The sequence below is a fragment of the Anaerocolumna sp. AGMB13025 genome, from assembly GCF_029689925.1.
In the GTDB taxonomy this organism is placed as follows: domain Bacteria; phylum Bacillota; class Clostridia; order Lachnospirales; family Lachnospiraceae; genus Anaerocolumna.
Genome location: NZ_CP121445.1, coordinates 6,715,850 through 6,732,076, shown reverse-complemented (window position 1 = coordinate 6,732,076; position 16,227 = coordinate 6,715,850). Strand labels below are relative to the sequence as shown.

The 16,227-nt window shown below is 38.8% G+C and carries 14 protein-coding genes and 1 other annotated feature; of the genes, 10 read left to right on the top strand and 4 right to left on the bottom strand.

The genetic code is table 11. From position 1 onward, the window contains the following. Positions 1-189: 189 nt before the first annotated feature. On the bottom strand, positions 190-1,101 hold the full coding sequence (locus QA584_RS28195) for an AEC family transporter (RefSeq protein WP_278272422.1): 912 nt from the start codon (positions 1,099-1,101) through the stop codon (positions 190-192). A gap of 372 nt (positions 1,102-1,473) precedes the next feature. On the opposite strand from QA584_RS28195, the gene QA584_RS28190 reads away from it, so the two are divergent. Together QA584_RS28190 and metG are read left to right on the top strand one after the other, a co-directional pair. Beyond that, a complete protein-coding gene (locus QA584_RS28190; RefSeq protein WP_278272421.1) occupies positions 1,474-4,062 on the top strand; it encodes a leucine-rich repeat domain-containing protein in 2,589 nt (862 codons plus the stop codon). A gap of 125 nt (positions 4,063-4,187) precedes the next feature. Then, positions 4,188-4,440: a binding site (T-box leader), on the top strand. 47 nt (positions 4,441-4,487) lie between these two features. Continuing rightward, a complete protein-coding gene (metG, locus tag QA584_RS28185; protein ID WP_278272420.1) occupies positions 4,488-6,470 on the top strand; it encodes a methionine--tRNA ligase in 1,983 nt (660 codons plus the stop codon). Positions 6,471-6,860: 390 nt separating this feature from the next. On the opposite strand, the gene QA584_RS28180 is transcribed toward metG, so the two are convergent. The 3 genes from QA584_RS28180 to QA584_RS28170 are packed head-to-tail and all read right to left on the bottom strand — an operon-like array spanning position 6,861 to position 7,972. Then, positions 6,861-7,472 carry a manganese catalase family protein gene (locus tag QA584_RS28180; protein WP_278272419.1) on the bottom strand — a complete coding sequence of 204 codons (612 nt, stop codon included), beginning with the start codon at positions 7,470-7,472 and terminating at the stop codon, positions 6,861-6,863. Between the two features lie 3 nt (positions 7,473-7,475). Continuing rightward, positions 7,476-7,730, bottom strand: a complete 255-nt coding sequence (locus QA584_RS28175; RefSeq protein WP_278272418.1) for a spore coat protein CotJB — start codon at positions 7,728-7,730, stop codon at positions 7,476-7,478. Beyond that, a complete protein-coding gene (locus QA584_RS28170) occupies positions 7,727-7,972 on the bottom strand; it encodes a spore coat associated protein CotJA (RefSeq protein WP_278272417.1) in 246 nt (81 codons plus the stop codon). Before QA584_RS28170 ends, QA584_RS28175 begins: the two co-directional genes overlap by 4 nt. A 331-nt stretch (positions 7,973-8,303) precedes the next feature. Here QA584_RS28170 and QA584_RS28165 point away from each other — a divergent pair, with 331 nt between their 5' ends. The 8 genes from QA584_RS28165 (at position 8,304) to QA584_RS28130 (ending at position 16,127) form a co-directional block, all read left to right on the top strand. Further along, the gene (locus tag QA584_RS28165; protein ID WP_278275248.1) at positions 8,304-9,005 is read left to right on the top strand and encodes a lantibiotic protection ABC transporter ATP-binding protein; all 702 of its coding nucleotides are present in this window, start codon (positions 8,304-8,306) and stop codon (positions 9,003-9,005) included. Further along, on the top strand, positions 9,005-9,763 hold the full coding sequence (locus QA584_RS28160; protein WP_278272416.1) for a lantibiotic immunity ABC transporter MutE/EpiE family permease subunit: 759 nt from the start codon (positions 9,005-9,007) through the stop codon (positions 9,761-9,763). The genes QA584_RS28165 and QA584_RS28160 overlap by 1 nt, the downstream gene beginning before the upstream one ends. Then, positions 9,763-10,494 carry a lantibiotic immunity ABC transporter MutG family permease subunit gene (locus tag QA584_RS28155; protein ID WP_278272415.1) on the top strand — a complete coding sequence of 244 codons (732 nt, stop codon included), beginning with the start codon at positions 9,763-9,765 and terminating at the stop codon, positions 10,492-10,494. Before QA584_RS28160 ends, QA584_RS28155 begins: the two co-directional genes overlap by 1 nt. A gap of 68 nt (positions 10,495-10,562) precedes the next feature. Then, a complete protein-coding gene (locus QA584_RS28150; RefSeq protein ID WP_278275247.1) occupies positions 10,563-11,237 on the top strand; it encodes a response regulator transcription factor in 675 nt (224 codons plus the stop codon). Next, positions 11,213-12,544, top strand: coding sequence for a sensor histidine kinase (locus tag QA584_RS28145; protein ID WP_278272414.1), 1,332 nt, complete (start codon positions 11,213-11,215; stop codon positions 12,542-12,544). The genes QA584_RS28150 and QA584_RS28145 overlap by 25 nt, the downstream gene beginning before the upstream one ends. Positions 12,545-12,862: 318 nt before the next feature. Then, on the top strand, positions 12,863-13,630 hold the full coding sequence (locus QA584_RS28140) for a TatD family hydrolase (RefSeq protein WP_278272413.1): 768 nt from the start codon (positions 12,863-12,865) through the stop codon (positions 13,628-13,630). 74 nt (positions 13,631-13,704) lie between these two features. Beyond that, on the top strand, positions 13,705-14,580 hold the full coding sequence (rsmA, locus tag QA584_RS28135) for a 16S rRNA (adenine(1518)-N(6)/adenine(1519)-N(6))-dimethyltransferase RsmA (protein WP_278272412.1): 876 nt from the start codon (positions 13,705-13,707) through the stop codon (positions 14,578-14,580). Between the two features lie 314 nt (positions 14,581-14,894). Next, positions 14,895-16,127 (top strand): 6-phosphofructokinase, encoded by a 1,233-nt coding sequence (locus tag QA584_RS28130; protein ID WP_278272411.1) that lies wholly within the window; start codon positions 14,895-14,897, stop codon positions 16,125-16,127. The last annotated feature ends 100 nt before the right edge of the window (positions 16,128-16,227 follow it).

Here is a 16,227-nt window from a genome sequence, read left to right as displayed (position 1 = left end):
GTAATTGCTTAGGGGGTAAATTTTATTATAAAGGTATATGCCTTAAGAATAAATGTTTTTTATAAGAGTAATTGCTAAGTAGAAATATTTTTCTTAGGACGAATTACTTAGAGAATATCTTAAGTGAAAGCTGATAGAAAAAGAGGAAGGAATTTTATCCGGAAAAGATTAGTACAATAAGCCCGTAGTTTAAGAAACTGCCAGGCCTATAATCCACACCAGAATAAAGCTTATAATTATCGTAAAGTTTGTCAGGGTTCCTACGAATTTTTTATCGTAATTAAATTGTACAGAATAAGGAATCACTGTCATGCTGATTGGCAATACCAGACCAATCAATACGGTATATCGAAACATCGGCTCAAAGGGCAGAGTAAAAAATAACAAAAGTCCAACCAGCAGACCGATGCCGTAACGTAGAGCGAGAACTTTAAACATGCTTTTCCAGTAGCTTTTTTCAAAAGAAAAACTTAAATAAATTCCAAGCACCAGTAATGACAATGGCATGTTCGCTTTTGAAAGGATGCCGGTTACCTCAAGAACAGTCTTAGGATAGGATAAGCCGGTAACATTTAATAAAAGGGTAAGAATATAAACAAGTAAAGGAACCGAGGTGCTTATCTTTTTAAGCAGCTCTTTAAAATCCACTTTGCCGTCTTCTGAAGAATAATAACTTGCCATAAAGAAACAAAGTCCGAATACAATCAGTGCATTACCCATATCAAACATACCAAAATACTTCAACCCCTCTTTGCCCCATAAAGCTTCCACTAAGGGATAGGCAAACAGGCCAATATTAAAACCCACAGAGGTCATGGAAAATACACCTTTGTTCTTCTGGAATTCCTTCTTAAAGAAAAAAACAGCTAAAGCCGCAAGGAATGTACAATAAACAATATTAATAACGGGAATAAGGGCTAAGGAAGGTTCGACTTTAATGGTACTGAAGGTATTAATCACCAGAGAGGGCAGAGTAAAGTTAAAGATAATACGTGAAATACCTTCACCATCCTGTTCTTTAACCAGATTAAGCCTTTTGCTGATATAACCTAACGCAATAATTAATAGAGATAATAAAAACTGACTGTTGACGTCTGACAAGGTATTCATCCTCCGTTATGTAAGCTTTTTTAATGTTGAATGGGAGAGTTGAGATATCCTTTTACTTCCATTGCCGTATTTCGCTTCATTATATCATAGGTAAAATTAATCTTCAATGTACATATTTTATAATAAATTCACAAAATATCGAAGTCCTAGAACCAATCTGCTACATTAAAATCAACCTCTTTATCAGGCTAAGCCCTGTTAGATTTCGTAGTATGACTGGGCTTAGCCTATTATTTACATGATTTACATAAATTTATCATATTCATGTTGCAAATTTCTTGCTTTTTAATCAAAAATAAATAATAATTGATTTAATATGCAAAAATACGCTAAGCATATATAAATTGTATAAAGGGGAAATTTATGCGGAGTTCGAAACGTTATTTAGTAATTTTTATAGCTTTTGTACTTTTATTCCAGATGAATCCGGTTTATAAGGTCAGGGCTGAAGGAATTATATTTGGAGATCCCATCCTGGAGAAGGCCATTCGAAGTCAATTAGCTTATGACGGACCAATTACGGAAGAGATGATGGCGTCTTTAAATTATCTGGATATAACAAAGGGTGAAGTAAAGTCTTTACAGGGATTAGAATATGCCATTAACATGGAGTACCTTACAATTAGTCAAAACCAGGTTACAGATATCAGCCCGCTGTCTAATATGAAGAAATTATGCATCCTTGAGATGCCGGGTAATAAAATATCGGATTTATCACCACTAATGTCATTGACTGAGTTGACTCACATTTATTTATCGGATAATCAAATCAGTAATATCAGTGCATTGTCTGGTTTGACTAAATTGGAATATCTGTCTATAAATAATAATAAAATCAATGACCTGACTCCTCTGGCTGCATTAACAGCATTAAAGGAGTTATATGTGGTGAATAATAAGATAACGAGCATTGAGCCTGTCCGTTCCTTGACATCACTTGAGACTTTTGCCTTTTCCGATAATCAGGTTACGGCTCTATCTTCTCTACAGGATTTAAAAAATCTGAAAGAGGTTAGTGCAGCTAATAATTGCATTAACCTTAAGGATAAGGCAAACCAAAACGCAATAGTGTTATTGAAACAGAATAAGGTTGCTGTTAATACGGATAATCAGAAAGTAAAAGAACAGGAAGATGTAACCAAAAAGGATATTAAGCTAACCTGGAAAACCCTGTACGATGAAACCATTGCTGATTCGGATTACCACCTGGATACAGATGAATATACATATGGAAATGGTATCTATGTGTCAAAAGACGGATATACCTCAAAGGACGGTGTGAAATGGAAGAAAAATTCTGAGTTTAAAGATGTAAAACTGGTGGATATTGCCTGGGGGAAGAATAAATTTGTTGGTCTTGGCTATGAGGGGAAAACCTGGATATCTAAGGATGGTATCCATTGGACGTTGAATAAGCAGGTATTTGATTCGAATGGTATGATGGATGAAATAGCGTTTAGCGGCAAGATCTTTGTAGCGGTTGGAGGAAATAGCTATGGAGGCAGAATTTTTAGCTCCGAAGATGGAATTAACTGGACAGTAAGAAGCAATGATATTTTTACAGACATAAAAGGTGTCGCTTGGGGGAATGGAACTTTCGTGGCAATGGGCTACGAAGGAGCGATTTGTGCGGTATCTAAAGATGGTATCAAGTGGAAAAAGGTAAAACTCCCTTTTGAAAGTTATTATAACTTATGGAATCTCTGTTATGCGAATGGAGTCTTTGTGGCAGTGGGAGATTGTGTTCTTGTTACCTCAAAGGACGGAGTAAATTGGACGGCGCATTCTTCTAACGGAATATACTGGTCAGATATTTATTGGGTAAAGGACCGTTTTTATCTGGAGGGCTTTCGCTATGCTGATGAACGAAAGAAAAAAGAGATTATATTAATTAACCGTACTTCAAGAGATGGAAAAACCTGGACGGACCTGAAAAGCAGTACTACTGGTTTTGATATTGAAACCATGGAATATGACGGTAAAAATTATGTCAGCTACCCATATAAAGGTAAATTTACTTCTTCTGATGGTGTTAATTGGAAACTCAAGAAAAGTACCAATCACAAGCCTTGGGATATCAACCGTTCTGCTATTGGCAATGGGAAATTGGTTGCCGTTGGAGGAGATCTGGATATTCTTGACCCGGAAGTAGAAAGTTTTGATTATCAGGGCTTGCTTCAAATTAGTCCAAATGGAACGAATAAATACTCGATGGTAAAGGGAAAATATCCGTTATACGATCTGGTATGGACTGGTAAACGCTTTTTTGCCGTAGGCTACCAGGGTCTGATGATGTCATCAACGGATGGTTTGAAATGGGTGGAAAGCAAATCCCCTACAAGTGAAACGCTATATCGAATTATAAAAGTAAAAAATACGTATTATGTCACCGGAACCCATGGCTTAATTCTGTCATCAAAGGATTTAAAAACCTGGGTGAAACAGAAAACAAATGTAAAAAGCGATATTAAATCCATTGCCTGGAATGGAAAAACCTTTGTTGCAGTAGGTGATGAAGCCTTAATGCTGGTGTCGGATAACGGTATTAAGTGGTCAAAGGTGAAACGCAGTGATACCAATAATTATTCCGACATCGTCTGGGCAAAAGGAACTTTTGTCGTTACCTCTTCAGATACCTCATATTCTACGGAAACCTCCATGTTATATAAATCAGCAGACGGGAAAAAGTGGACGGAAAGCAGCTTAAGTGATAATTGGTCAAGAGAAGGAGTAGGTGAAGGGTATTATGGTATCTATTATACCGGTGATCTGTTTGTTGCCCTTGGCTGCGGAGGAACCATAAGCCTGTCTGAGGATGCCGTTCATTGGACCATTCAAGATGTAAGTATGCAGATGATTATGAAATCAGCACAGGTACTGAATAATAAAATGTATGTATTTGGTTCCCGAAGTATAGTTTATGTTGCAGATTTGAAGGATGTAAGCAGATAAAGGAATTCTCTAACCAAATCAATTTCCTTTGTTGACAAAATAAATCCTACGTGCTATTCTAAATTTTAGAAAATATGGGTAAACTAATAATTAGTATATCCATACGGTAATAAAATAATTATATTCAAAAGGCTGAGAAAAGAAGAGTAAACAAGGCTGCCATGTACAGAGAACTCTGTTAAGCTGAAAAAGAGTCATTGGTGAATTGTTGAAGATGGTCTTGGAGCTGCGCACTGAGGGAAGCAAAGCGTTTCCTTAGGCTGCGACGGGTGCATCCGTTATTGTGATATGCTGTTATCTTGCAGCAGATAAGGGTCTGGGCTTTAGAGACAGACTGAATTAAAGTGGTACCACGGGATGTTAGCTCTCGTCTTTAAGAATAAAGACGGGGGCTTTTTTTGATTTTTTAGTTTAGGAGGGATCATATGAGCAAAAAACCATATTACATTACAACAGCAATAGCATATACTTCCGGAAAGCCTCATATCGGAAACAGTTATGAAATTGTGTTAGCAGACAGTATTGCAAGATTTAAAAGGCAGCAGGGCTATGAGGTGTTTTTCCAGACCGGAACGGACGAACACGGACAGAAGATTGAGAATAAAGCCTCCGAGGCAGGAATTACCCCAAAGGAATATGTAGATAACGTAGCAGGGCAGATCAAAGATATCTGGGATATCATGAACACCTCATATGATAAATTTGTCCGTACCACGGATGAATATCATGAAAAACAGGTTCAGAAGATATTTAAGAAGCTATATGAAAAAGGAGATATCTATAAAGGGCATTATGAAGGAATGTATTGTACCCCTTGCGAGTCCTTCTTTACCGCCTCTCAGTTAGTAGATGGCAAATGTCCGGATTGCGGCAGAGAAGTACAGCCTGCGAAAGAAGAAGCTTATTTTCTTAAATTAAGCAATTATACCGATCGTTTGATTGAACACATCAATACCCACCCGGAGTTTATCCAGCCGGAGTCCAGAAAAAATGAAATGATGAACAATTTCCTTATCCCGGGGCTTCAGGATCTCTGTGTTTCCAGAACCTCCTTTAAATGGGGCATTCCTGTGGATTTTGACGACAAACATGTAGTATATGTGTGGCTGGATGCCTTAAGCAACTATATTACCGGCTTAGGTTATGATGTGGATGGTAATCACGGTGACTTATATAAAAAGTTCTGGCCGGCTGATTTGCATCTAATCGGTAAGGATATTTTACGTTTCCATACCATATACTGGCCAATTATGTTAATGGCTCTTGAAGTTCCCCTGCCAGGGCAGGTATTTGGTCATCCCTGGCTGTTACAGGGCGAAGGCAAAATGAGTAAATCCAAGGGAAATGTACTGTATGCCGATGAGCTGGTAGAATTTTTTGGCGTAGATGCGGTGCGTTACTTTGTGCTTCATGAAATGCCATTTGATAATGACGGTGTCATTACCTGGGAACTTATGGTGGAGAGAATGAATTCGGAACTTGCCAATACCTTAGGCAACCTGGTGAACAGAACCATCTCCATGTCAAATAAGTATTTTGACGGTATTGTAAGCAATGCCGGTGTCAAAGAAACCGTAGATGAAGAATTGATACAGCTTGCCCTTAAAACCCCGGAAAAAGTTGTTGCTAAAATGGAACAGTTAAGAGTGGCAGATGCCCTGACAGAGATCTTTACATTATTTAAACGCTGCAATAAATATATTGATGAGACTATGCCTTGGGTGTTAGCGAAGGACGAAGAGAAAAAAGGCAGACTGGAAACCGTGTTATATAACCTGGTAGAAAGTATCTGTATTGGTGCGAGCCTCTTAGAATCCTTTATGCCGGAAACTTCCGCTAAAATCTTTGCCCAGTTAAATACCAAGGGAAGAACCATTGATGAATTAAGCACTTACGGAGTATACCCCTCTGGCACGGTGGTTACGAAAACCCCTGAAATCTTATTTGCACGTTTAGATTTAAAAGAAGTATTAGAGAAAGTAGAAGCAAAAAAGGCAGCAGAAACTAAAGAAAGCGGTGCGTTGGAAGCTGGCAGTGAACCAGCCAGGACTGACGAAGCGGTTATTGATATTCCCGCCAAAGACGAAATCACGTATGATGATTTTATGAAACTGCAGTTCCAGGTAGGTGAAATCATTGCCTGTGAAGAAGTACCCAAATCTAAAAAGCTTTTATGCTCCCAGGTTAAAATCGGAAGCCAGGTTAAACAAATCGTATCCGGGATTAAAGCCCATTATTCAGCAGAAGAGATGGTGGGTAAGAAGGTTATGGTTTTAGTAAACTTAAAACCCGCCAAATTAGCAGGAGTTTTATCCGAAGGTATGTTATTATGCGCGGAGGATGAGAACGGGGAATTAGCCCTTATGATTCCTGAGAAGAAAATGCCTGCTGGTGCTGAAATCTGTTAATTTAAATTTAGTAACTAAAATCCCGTAGCTCCGTAAAGTCAAAATCATCTTTTGCGGAACTACGGGATTTTAGTTTTAACATTTACTAATTTTATGTATTTTACTTAGCTAAGGAATAATTATCTTATTATTATATCTCCGGTATCTGCAACCGTTAAATCTGTATTTGAAAACGCTGTAGCAAAATTCTGTAATACTTCTGAGTTATGTCCATTATAAACGATATTCCAATCTTGTTGACTCCACCACACGGATAAGCCATCATTTTTTTCATAGGCTTTTATTGAAACCTTATTATGTAAATAGCCTGTCACCAAAAATATATTGCTAAATCTTATATTAAAGAAGAATTCAAAATATAATGTGATGACAGGTTTTTAAATTTTTTAATTACTGCTTTATCAAGGGTTTATCAAGCTCTGCATTTATAGCATAAAAGTTCTTGGAATCCAGCCTGTCCTGAACCCTTACTAAAGCCTCACCAAAACGTTGAAAATGGATGACTTCCCGCTCTCTTAAAAACCGGATGGGATCTACTATTTCAGGATCCGTAATAAGCCTTAGAATATTATCATAAGTGGTACGTGCTTTCTGTTCTGCCGCCAGGTCTTCTGTAAGATCTGTCAGGGCATCTCCCTTTGACTGAAAAAAACAGGAATTAAAAGGAATACCACCGGCGGCCTGAGGCCAGAGTGCGGTGGTATGATCGATATAATAGGCATCAAATCCCCCGGTTTTGATTTCCTCCAGGCTTAAATTTTTTGTTAACTGATATACGATGGCACTGATAATTTCCATATGGGCCAGTTCCTCCGTACCTATATCTGTTAATAATCCGGCGACTTCTTTATAAGGCATAGAATATCTTTGTGAGAGATACCGCATGGAGGCTGCCAATTCTCCGTCAGGTCCGCCAAACTGGCTGATAATAAGCTGAGCCATTTTTGGATTTGGTTTCGTAATATTTACCGGAAACTGAAGCCGTCTTTCATAAGTCCACATATCTTACACCTCACCTTCCCAGGGCCATGGGCTGTCTACCCAGGTCCATTGTTTATCTTCCTTCACACAGTAACAAAGTATCGGTCCGAAGTTTTTCTCATAATCCTCCAGGGCTTGTTTACGCTGTTTCTTATAGTTCTCATAGTTATTCAGGGCTTCTGCTTCAAAGGGATGGGTATCTAAAAACAATCTTAAGTCATCCAAAACAAAGCTGACCGCCTGTAAATTCTTCATGGAGTTACATTTATCCTGATTCATAAAAGAGTACCTCCTATTCCGTAAAAAGGTAAATCCAATTCTTTAAAAATAGTACCCACCTGCAATGCATAATCCGCATCATACAGTTCCTTATATTGCTGCATGGGAACATATGCCATACCAAGTGAGGGTGTATACAAAGAATTCCTTTCGCCGGTGTCACAGGGAAGAGATTTAATACCTGACTGGGAACAATCTTTTGGAGCTATATTAAGATCAGCCTGAACTATATTTATACCCATATAAAAACTCCTTTCCGTTTCAAATTAAGAAATTTTAAAAATATAGAATTTCTCAAAATTAGTTTGTCATCCGCGAAAGAATTAATACTAGTAATAATAAGTATGGAAGCCATATTTTATATGATAAAAAAGATAATTAAAAGAATGGTTCCAAGCGGCTGACCGGAATAAAACTTTATGTATGCACCTGTTTCTTTATAAAATCTTTAAAAATTATTGATAACATAGCAGAAATAATTAAAAAGGTTTTACTTTGTATCAGTATCCCAAATGAACTTGCTAAATACACTGGGTTTAGCAATGGGTTTAATAGGAAATGGAGGAAGTTATAATGAATGAGTACATAATAAAAACCAATAATATTTCTAAAAAATTTAAAAAGACATATGCAATAAAAGAATTATCTATGTCAGTAAGAAAAAATTCTGTCTACGGTCTATTAGGACCTAATGGTGCCGGCAAATCAACATTATTAAAGATGATTACAGGAATTATCAGACCGACCTCCGGACAGATACTATTCAACAATCATTCTTGGACCAGGAAAGATTTAATAAATATTGGTTCATTAATCGAATCACCTCCACTATATGAGAATTTAACAGCCTACGAAAATATAAAAGTGCGAGGGACACTTATGGGGATTTCAGAAGATAAATGGATAGATGTTCTTCAAAAAATGGACTTAATGAATACGAAAAATAAAAAGACAGCAGAGTTTTCATTGGGAATGAAACAGAGGCTGGGTATTGCATTAGCACTGCTAAACAACCCCCAATTATTAATCTTAGATGAACCTACCAATGGGTTAGATCCATTTGGCATTGAAGAATTAAGAAGTATGATTAAAACCTTTGCAGACTCTGGAATTTCAGTAATTATATCAAGTCATATATTAAGCGAAGTACAGCAAGTTGTCGATGACATAGGAATTATATACAATGGATCCCTTTTATATCAAGATAAAATTGATGCAAATGAAAATTTGGAACAGCTGTTTATGGATATTGTCAGAAAGGAGCGTGTTTCCTAATGTTGCTTACCTATTTAAAAGCAGAAAACCTGAAATTTAAACGCTCCCTATTCAGAAAGCTCATTCTATTTATTCCGGCAGCTTTAATTTTAATATCCATGGTATTTATATTTGTCGGCATTGGTTTAGGTGGTTTTTCAAGTTCCCTTGTTTGCAATTGGTGTATGCCTATTGCAGCTTTGGGTGTTGTGATTTTATGTCATTTAGTGAATAATAAGGATATGAAACACAAATACCGAACTCTTTATAGTTTGCCGATTGACTTAAAGAAGACATTTATTTCTAAAACATTACTAATTACCCTTAATCTATTAATTATATCATTCGTGCTATCGGTTATCACGGTTATTGCTGAAATCATATCGTCAGGTATTTCAGTTGCAATTGGCCATACCGGATATTATGTTTTCGGATACGTATTATTGTGGCTCTCTTTATTATGGCAGATTCCTTTTTGTTTGTTTTTAGATCAAAAGATAGGATTTACTGGTTCTGTGATTATAAATTTTCTTGCCAGTGCCATAGGTGGTTTGTTTTTTTCCTTGACGCCGTTGTTTTGGTTTTTCCCCTATAGCTGGTCTGGGAGGCTTATGATTACATTGTTTGGGGTTCTGCCAAACGGGTTATTAGTTCAAGCAAATTCAAGATTAATTTTAAGTTTAGGGAAAAGTTTGTTACTGATATTGGTATCTGTGCTTACAATGCTAGTTCTTTTAGAGATATTTTCGCGCTGGTTCAAAAGGCAGGTGTACCGCTAATGATTATTACAAGAGAGTTTCTTTCTAATTTTACCAAAATCAGACGAACACCAATTATCTTTCTGCATATAGTACCACCCATAGTGTTAACGGCATTATTTTTAGCGTATTATGCTACTGGCGGATATCATATTATTTCTGATGTGCGGATGTTTTTTGTAATATTACAAATAGGTTACCCTGTTTTTGTTAGTATTGTTGTACCAATTTTCATTCATTTGGACAAGAATATAGTCGGGATTCAAAATGCTCTGGGATTAGTAGCGTCGCGAAGAAGTGTATATCTGGGGAAACTGCTTTTTTTACTGTTTCTTTCAGCTATAAATATAATATTATATGAATTGTGTTTCTATATTGGAGTGAATTGGATCCTGAATCTTGGCCTGGAACACTTCGGTTCCTATCTTGCCATATTCGTAATATTCATATCCAGCAGCTTATTTTTATATTTAATACACATACCGATTTCTTTTCGGTTTGGTTTTAGTATCTCGATTCTCTTGGGGATAGGTGGAACGATATTAGCAGGTTATTTTGAAAATGCGATTGGCGATAAAATCTGGCCGGTCATTCCCTGGGAATGGGGGGTCCGGTTTTTGGAAAACCACTTTGACTTTTCAAGCGTACCAGTTTTTTATGGAATCATTTCACTGATTACAACAACATCGATTGTTTTGGTTTTATCCATACTGTGGTATAGTAGATGGGAAGGTAAAGTGATTCAAGAGTAGTAGGAGGAAAATCCTCTGCTCCTAAAGGCAGTCGCATTTTTTCTTCGAAAAAACAAGGAGGATTGACTATGTCGAAAGTTTTAGTGGTTGATGATGACCTTGATATGCTGAATCTGGTACGTGCTGCTTTGAGAAAGGACAGTCACCTGGTAGATATCGAAGCGGATGCTAAAACGGTGTTGCCCACCCGGTGCCAGATGTACGATCTTTTACTGTTGGATGTGATGATGCCCGGCGAGGATGGCTTTTCCCTTTGCAGCCGGATCCGTGCCGAAGTGGATTGCCCTATATTGTTCTTAACCGCTAAGGCAGAAGACGCTGCCCTTGTACAGGGGTTCGGTCTGGGTGCTGATGATTACATAAAAAAGCCATTTAGTGTTGCAGAACTTCGCGCACGGGTTAATGCACATCTGCGGAGGGAGGTACGCCAGCCGACCCGAACCTTAAGCCGAGGCGGTGTTCGTTTTGATATGCTGGCAAAAGAGGTAATCGCAGGCGAACATACCCTATCCTTTACAAAGGGTGAATACGCCATTTGTGAGCACCTGGCTTTGCATGCCGGACAGGTATTTACGAAAGAACAATTATATGAAGCGGTTTTCGGTTACGACGCGGAAGGCGATTCGTCGGTACTTGCAGAGCACATTAAAAATATCCGCATCAAGTTAAAAGTCGTCGGTCTAAGTCCAATAGAAACTGTTTGGGGGGTGGGATATAAATGGAGAAAAGACAGCGTTCTGTAAGCCTATCCTTTGTGCTTTTGCGTTTTGCCATTGTAATGTTTGGCTGTATGCTGTTATGCTACCTGTTATGGACTTCCTGCTTTGGGCAGTTTCAAAGGAGTGGTATTATATACCGGGGATATGTCTCCAACCTACAAGTGGAGCAAATACTTTCCAAAGATCCAAAAACTTTTGTTTCTCCTGGTGATGATTTCCTGGCGGAGTACGCTTTGTTTGACCGAAACGGCGAGGTGCTTAAGAGTAACGTAGAGGGAAAAAAACTTAAGGTCCTGACCGGGTTTTTACAGGAAGATGCTTACGATATACATGTTGCCAGACATACCTATTCAGATGGAAGCACTGTAATCTTTCACTGGGAATACAGGGCAGAGTTTGTCAATCCGGTGCTGCGCCACCTGCTGCCTCCCTTTGAATACCTGTGGCTGTCTACTTTTGGCGCAGCCTTGGTGCTTTGCCTGGTGTTTAATATCCTGTGGCTTGGGCAGCATCTCTCGGCCAAGTTAAAGTTGTTTGGGGATGTGAGTGAGAAGGTAGGCGCACAGGAGTTGGATTTTGTAATTCCCTATGCGGGCATAAGGGAGTATGACCAGGCCCTTGGTGCTATGGAGCATATGCGGGAGGAATTATACAACTCCTTGTCCTCTCAGTGGGCGACACAGCAGCAACGGGAGGCAGAAATAGCAGCACTTGCACATGATTTAAAAACCCCCCTCACTCTGGTGGGGGGCAATGCCGAACTTCTGCTGGATGAGGATCTGTCTGAGAGCAGCCGTAAAATGGTAGAAACGATTATGGCAAGCAATGACCGGGCAAAACAGTATGTTGCAAGCCTGCTGAAAGCCTCCGCCGGTGGGGATGAGGCATTTGAACACATCGGCCTGCCAGCTGTGTTTGACGAGCTTTGTCAGAGTACAATGGTCATTGCAGAAACCAAGGGAGTTAGCCTGCAAACCCAAAATGGTCTGGAGGGGTTTGCGAACATTCAAAAAGGTCATCTACTACGTGCCCTGGGTAATGTGGTGCAGAATGCCATCGAGCATACACCGGCAGGTGGAAACGTGTATTTAGCAGGCAATATGATAGACGGGGGCTGGCAAGTCACGGTGTGTGATGAAGGTCCTGGCTTTAGCAAGGCGGCATTACATCATGCAACAGAGTACCTGTGGCGTAATGAGACAGCCCGCAGCGCCGATGGACACAATGGTCTTGGGCTTTGGTTTGCAGCCCAGGTAGTAAAAACCCATGCAGGACAATTAGTACTGAGCAACCGGGATTCTGGTGGGGTGGTTACAATTAAGTTCTGCTAAGGGGACAATATAATCTGCCTATGCCGCCCTTAAATTGCATAATTGGAAAAATAGCAGCTACGGAATGATTTGATATAAGTACATATCAAGTGCCGAAAAATCCTATGAATTATATTTGGTAAATATAGAGCGATATTTCACCTGATATATTACAAGGACTTCCGGCACTTGAATTATTTATAAGAAAACATAGACAAAATAACAGAAAATCACTATAATACATTATGAACTAAAGTAAGATATTAAGTTGAAAACCCAAAACAGTTTTACAACATCCTGATTTAGATGTGTGCTAAAGCACACGGACTGGAGTTTATCATGATTTTTGAAACACATGCTCATTATGATGATGAAGCTTTTGATGAAGATAGAGAAAGTTTATTAAACAGCCTGTATGAGGCTGGTATCGAATATGTTGTAAATGTAGGTGCAAGTATAGATACAACAAAAAAGACTCTGGAATTAACGGAACAGTTTCCCTTTGTATATGGAGCTGTCGGAGTCCATCCCAGTGAAACTGCTGAATTAGACGAAGAAAAATTTAAATGGTTAAAAGAAGCTGCCTTGTTAAAAAAAGTAGTGGCAATTGGTGAAATCGGTCTTGATTATTACTGGGATACGCCAGAACGGCAAATCCAGAAAGAATGGTTTAACAGGCAGATGGAGCTGGCTTTAGAAGTAAAGCTTCCGGCAATTATTCACAGCAGGGATGCGGCAGCAGATACGTACGATATGATAAAAGCGGCAGGACTGAAAGAAACCGGTGGTGTTATTCATTGTTTTTCCTATGGAAAGGAAATGGCTAAAAACTATCTGGATATGGGATTTTATCTAGGAATCGGTGGCGTGGTCACTTTTAAAAACGCTAAAAAACTAAAAGAAGTAGTGGAATATGCCCCCATTGAGCAGCTGATACTAGAGACAGACTGCCCTTATCTGGCACCGGAGCCGAACCGGGGCAAAAGGAATTCTTCCCTGAATCTTATTTATGTGGCTAAGGAAATCGCCGCACTAAAAAGTATTCCTTATGAAGAAGTGATCTCCATCACAGAACAGAATGCAAAAACAATGTATGGAATCAAATAAAAAATTCAAATAAGCACAGAATAAGCACCGTATAGGTTCAGGTTATAAAACTAAAATAAGATTGGAAATACTATATGCAGAATAAATTAGGTAATCCGAAGGAAACCATAGAAATTTTAAATAAATATCATTTTGTATTTCAGAAGAAATACGGACAGAACTTTTTAATTGATACCCATGTATTGGATAAAATCATTAAAGCTGCCGAAGTTACCAAGGACGATATGGTACTTGAAATTGGTCCGGGAATCGGGACTTTAACCCAGTACCTGTGTGAAGCTGCCAGAGAAGTCATTGCCGTAGAAATCGATAAATCCCTGATTCCCATATTAGAGGACACCTTATCAACTTATGATAATGTTACGGTGATGAACGAAGATATACTAAAAGTAGATATCAATAAACTGGTTCAGGAAAAGAATAACGGAAAGCCTGTAAAAATCGTTGCCAATCTGCCATATTATATTACTACACCTATTATTATGGGATTATTTGAAGCTCATGTACCGATAGAGAATATAACCGTAATGGTACAAAAAGAGGTAGCCGACCGGATGCAGTCAGGACCAGGAACCAAGGACTATGGGGCACTTTCCCTGGCAGTCCAGTATTATGCCAAACCCTATATTGCTGCCAACGTTCCTCCCAATTGCTTTATGCCAAGACCTAATGTGGGTTCTGCCGTAATACGCTTAACGCTTCATAATGACAGCCCGGTTAAAGTTAAGGATGAAAGGCTGCTGTTTCGTATTATCAGAGAGTCCTTTAATCAAAGAAGAAAGACCCTGGTTAACGGCTTAAATAATGGTGCGGAAGTAAAACTTCCCAAAGAAACCATAGCAGAAGCAATTAGTGAGCTTAAGGTATCCCCTACAATTAGAGGGGAAGCTCTGACCCTGGAGCAGTTTGGAAGACTCAGTGATATTATTTATGATAAAATCCATGGATAGGGAGGAGTACCTATTCTCTTTTAGAACTATTGCATAATAGTTCTAAAATAATAAGCCTGTAAATAAAAAAAATTTAGTGAAAATTACAAATTATGGCTGCCATTTTCCAGATATTAGAGAAAATGGCGGCTTAATTTTATGAAAAAATTAGTTTAGTAACTGGAATAATTTCGAAAGGTCCCTAACATATTGACATCGGATAAGAGTAAATGCTATTGTGTACTAGCGCAAATAAAAAGTCATTTTAGATTAATCTAATAGTAGACAGTCAATACGGGAAACTGGTGTGACCTTAAACATACGGAGGAGAAAGAATGATGGGTAATGTCCTGGTTGGTCAATCTGGAGGACCTACTGCAGTAATCAATTCCAGTCTGGCTGGAGTGTATCAAACAGCGAAGGATCAGGGAGCAGGCAAAGTATATGGAATGCTTTTTGGAATACAAGGCTTGTTGGAAGATAAATATGTGGATTTAGATGAACATTTTCATAGTGAATTAGAAATAGAATTATTAAAGCGGACGCCTTCTTCCTATTTGGGCTCCTGCCGCTTTAAATTGCCGGATTATAAGGCAGATTTAAGTATTTACGAGAAGATTTTTGTGATATTACGTAAGCTTAATATAGAGTGCTTTTTCTATATCGGCGGGAATGATTCAATGGATACCATTAAGAAGTTATCGGATTATGGGAAAATCATAGGAAGTAAGATTCGTTTTATCGGTGTACCAAAGACCATAGATAACGATCTGGCAGCAACCGATCATACCCCCGGTTACGGCAGTGCGGCTAAATTCATCGCAGCTACTACAAAGGAAATCATACGTGATAGTCTGGTATACGACCAAAAAAATGTGACTATCATAGAAATTATGGGACGCAATGTGGGCTGGCTTACCGGTGCGGCGGCTTTGGCAGAAAGTACCGAATGCAGCGGACCGGACTTAATATACCTGCCGGAAGTGGATTTTAGTACAGAGGATTTTATTACACAGGTAGAACACCTTCAAAAATCGAAAAAAGCACTGGTTATTGCGGTATCGGAAGGCATCCATCTTGCAGATGGGAGATATATTTGTGAACTGGCAGAGGATGTGAAACATACCGACCAGTTCGGTCATGCGTATTTAAGCGGCTCAGGAAAATACTTATCCAATTTGATTTCCAGGGAAATCGGCTGCAAATCCAGAGGGATTGAGTTAAATACCTTACAGCGCTGTGCCTCCCATATGGCATCCTTAGTAGACATAACCGAAGCCTATCAGGTAGGTGCTGCGGCAGTGAAGGCAGCCTTAGAAGGGAAGACCGGGGAAATGGTTATCCTTACCCGAGTAAGCAAGGGACCCTATCAATGCGCAACAGAAACATTTGATATCCATAAAATAGCCAATATAGAGAAAAAAGTCCCTTACGAATGGATTAAAAAGGACAGCACGGGTGTTACAGAAGAATTTATGGACTATGCCAGACCGTTAATCCAGGAGGAACTGACTCCCATCATGATAGGCGGACTGCCAAAGCATATTAATTATAACAGCATAAGATAATGAAAGGATAGCATAATCAATGCTTTCTTAATCACCTTCCTTGCTGATCTTATCAAGTATACAAGACAAAAACAACTGCGAAGTTTGAATAATTAACAGG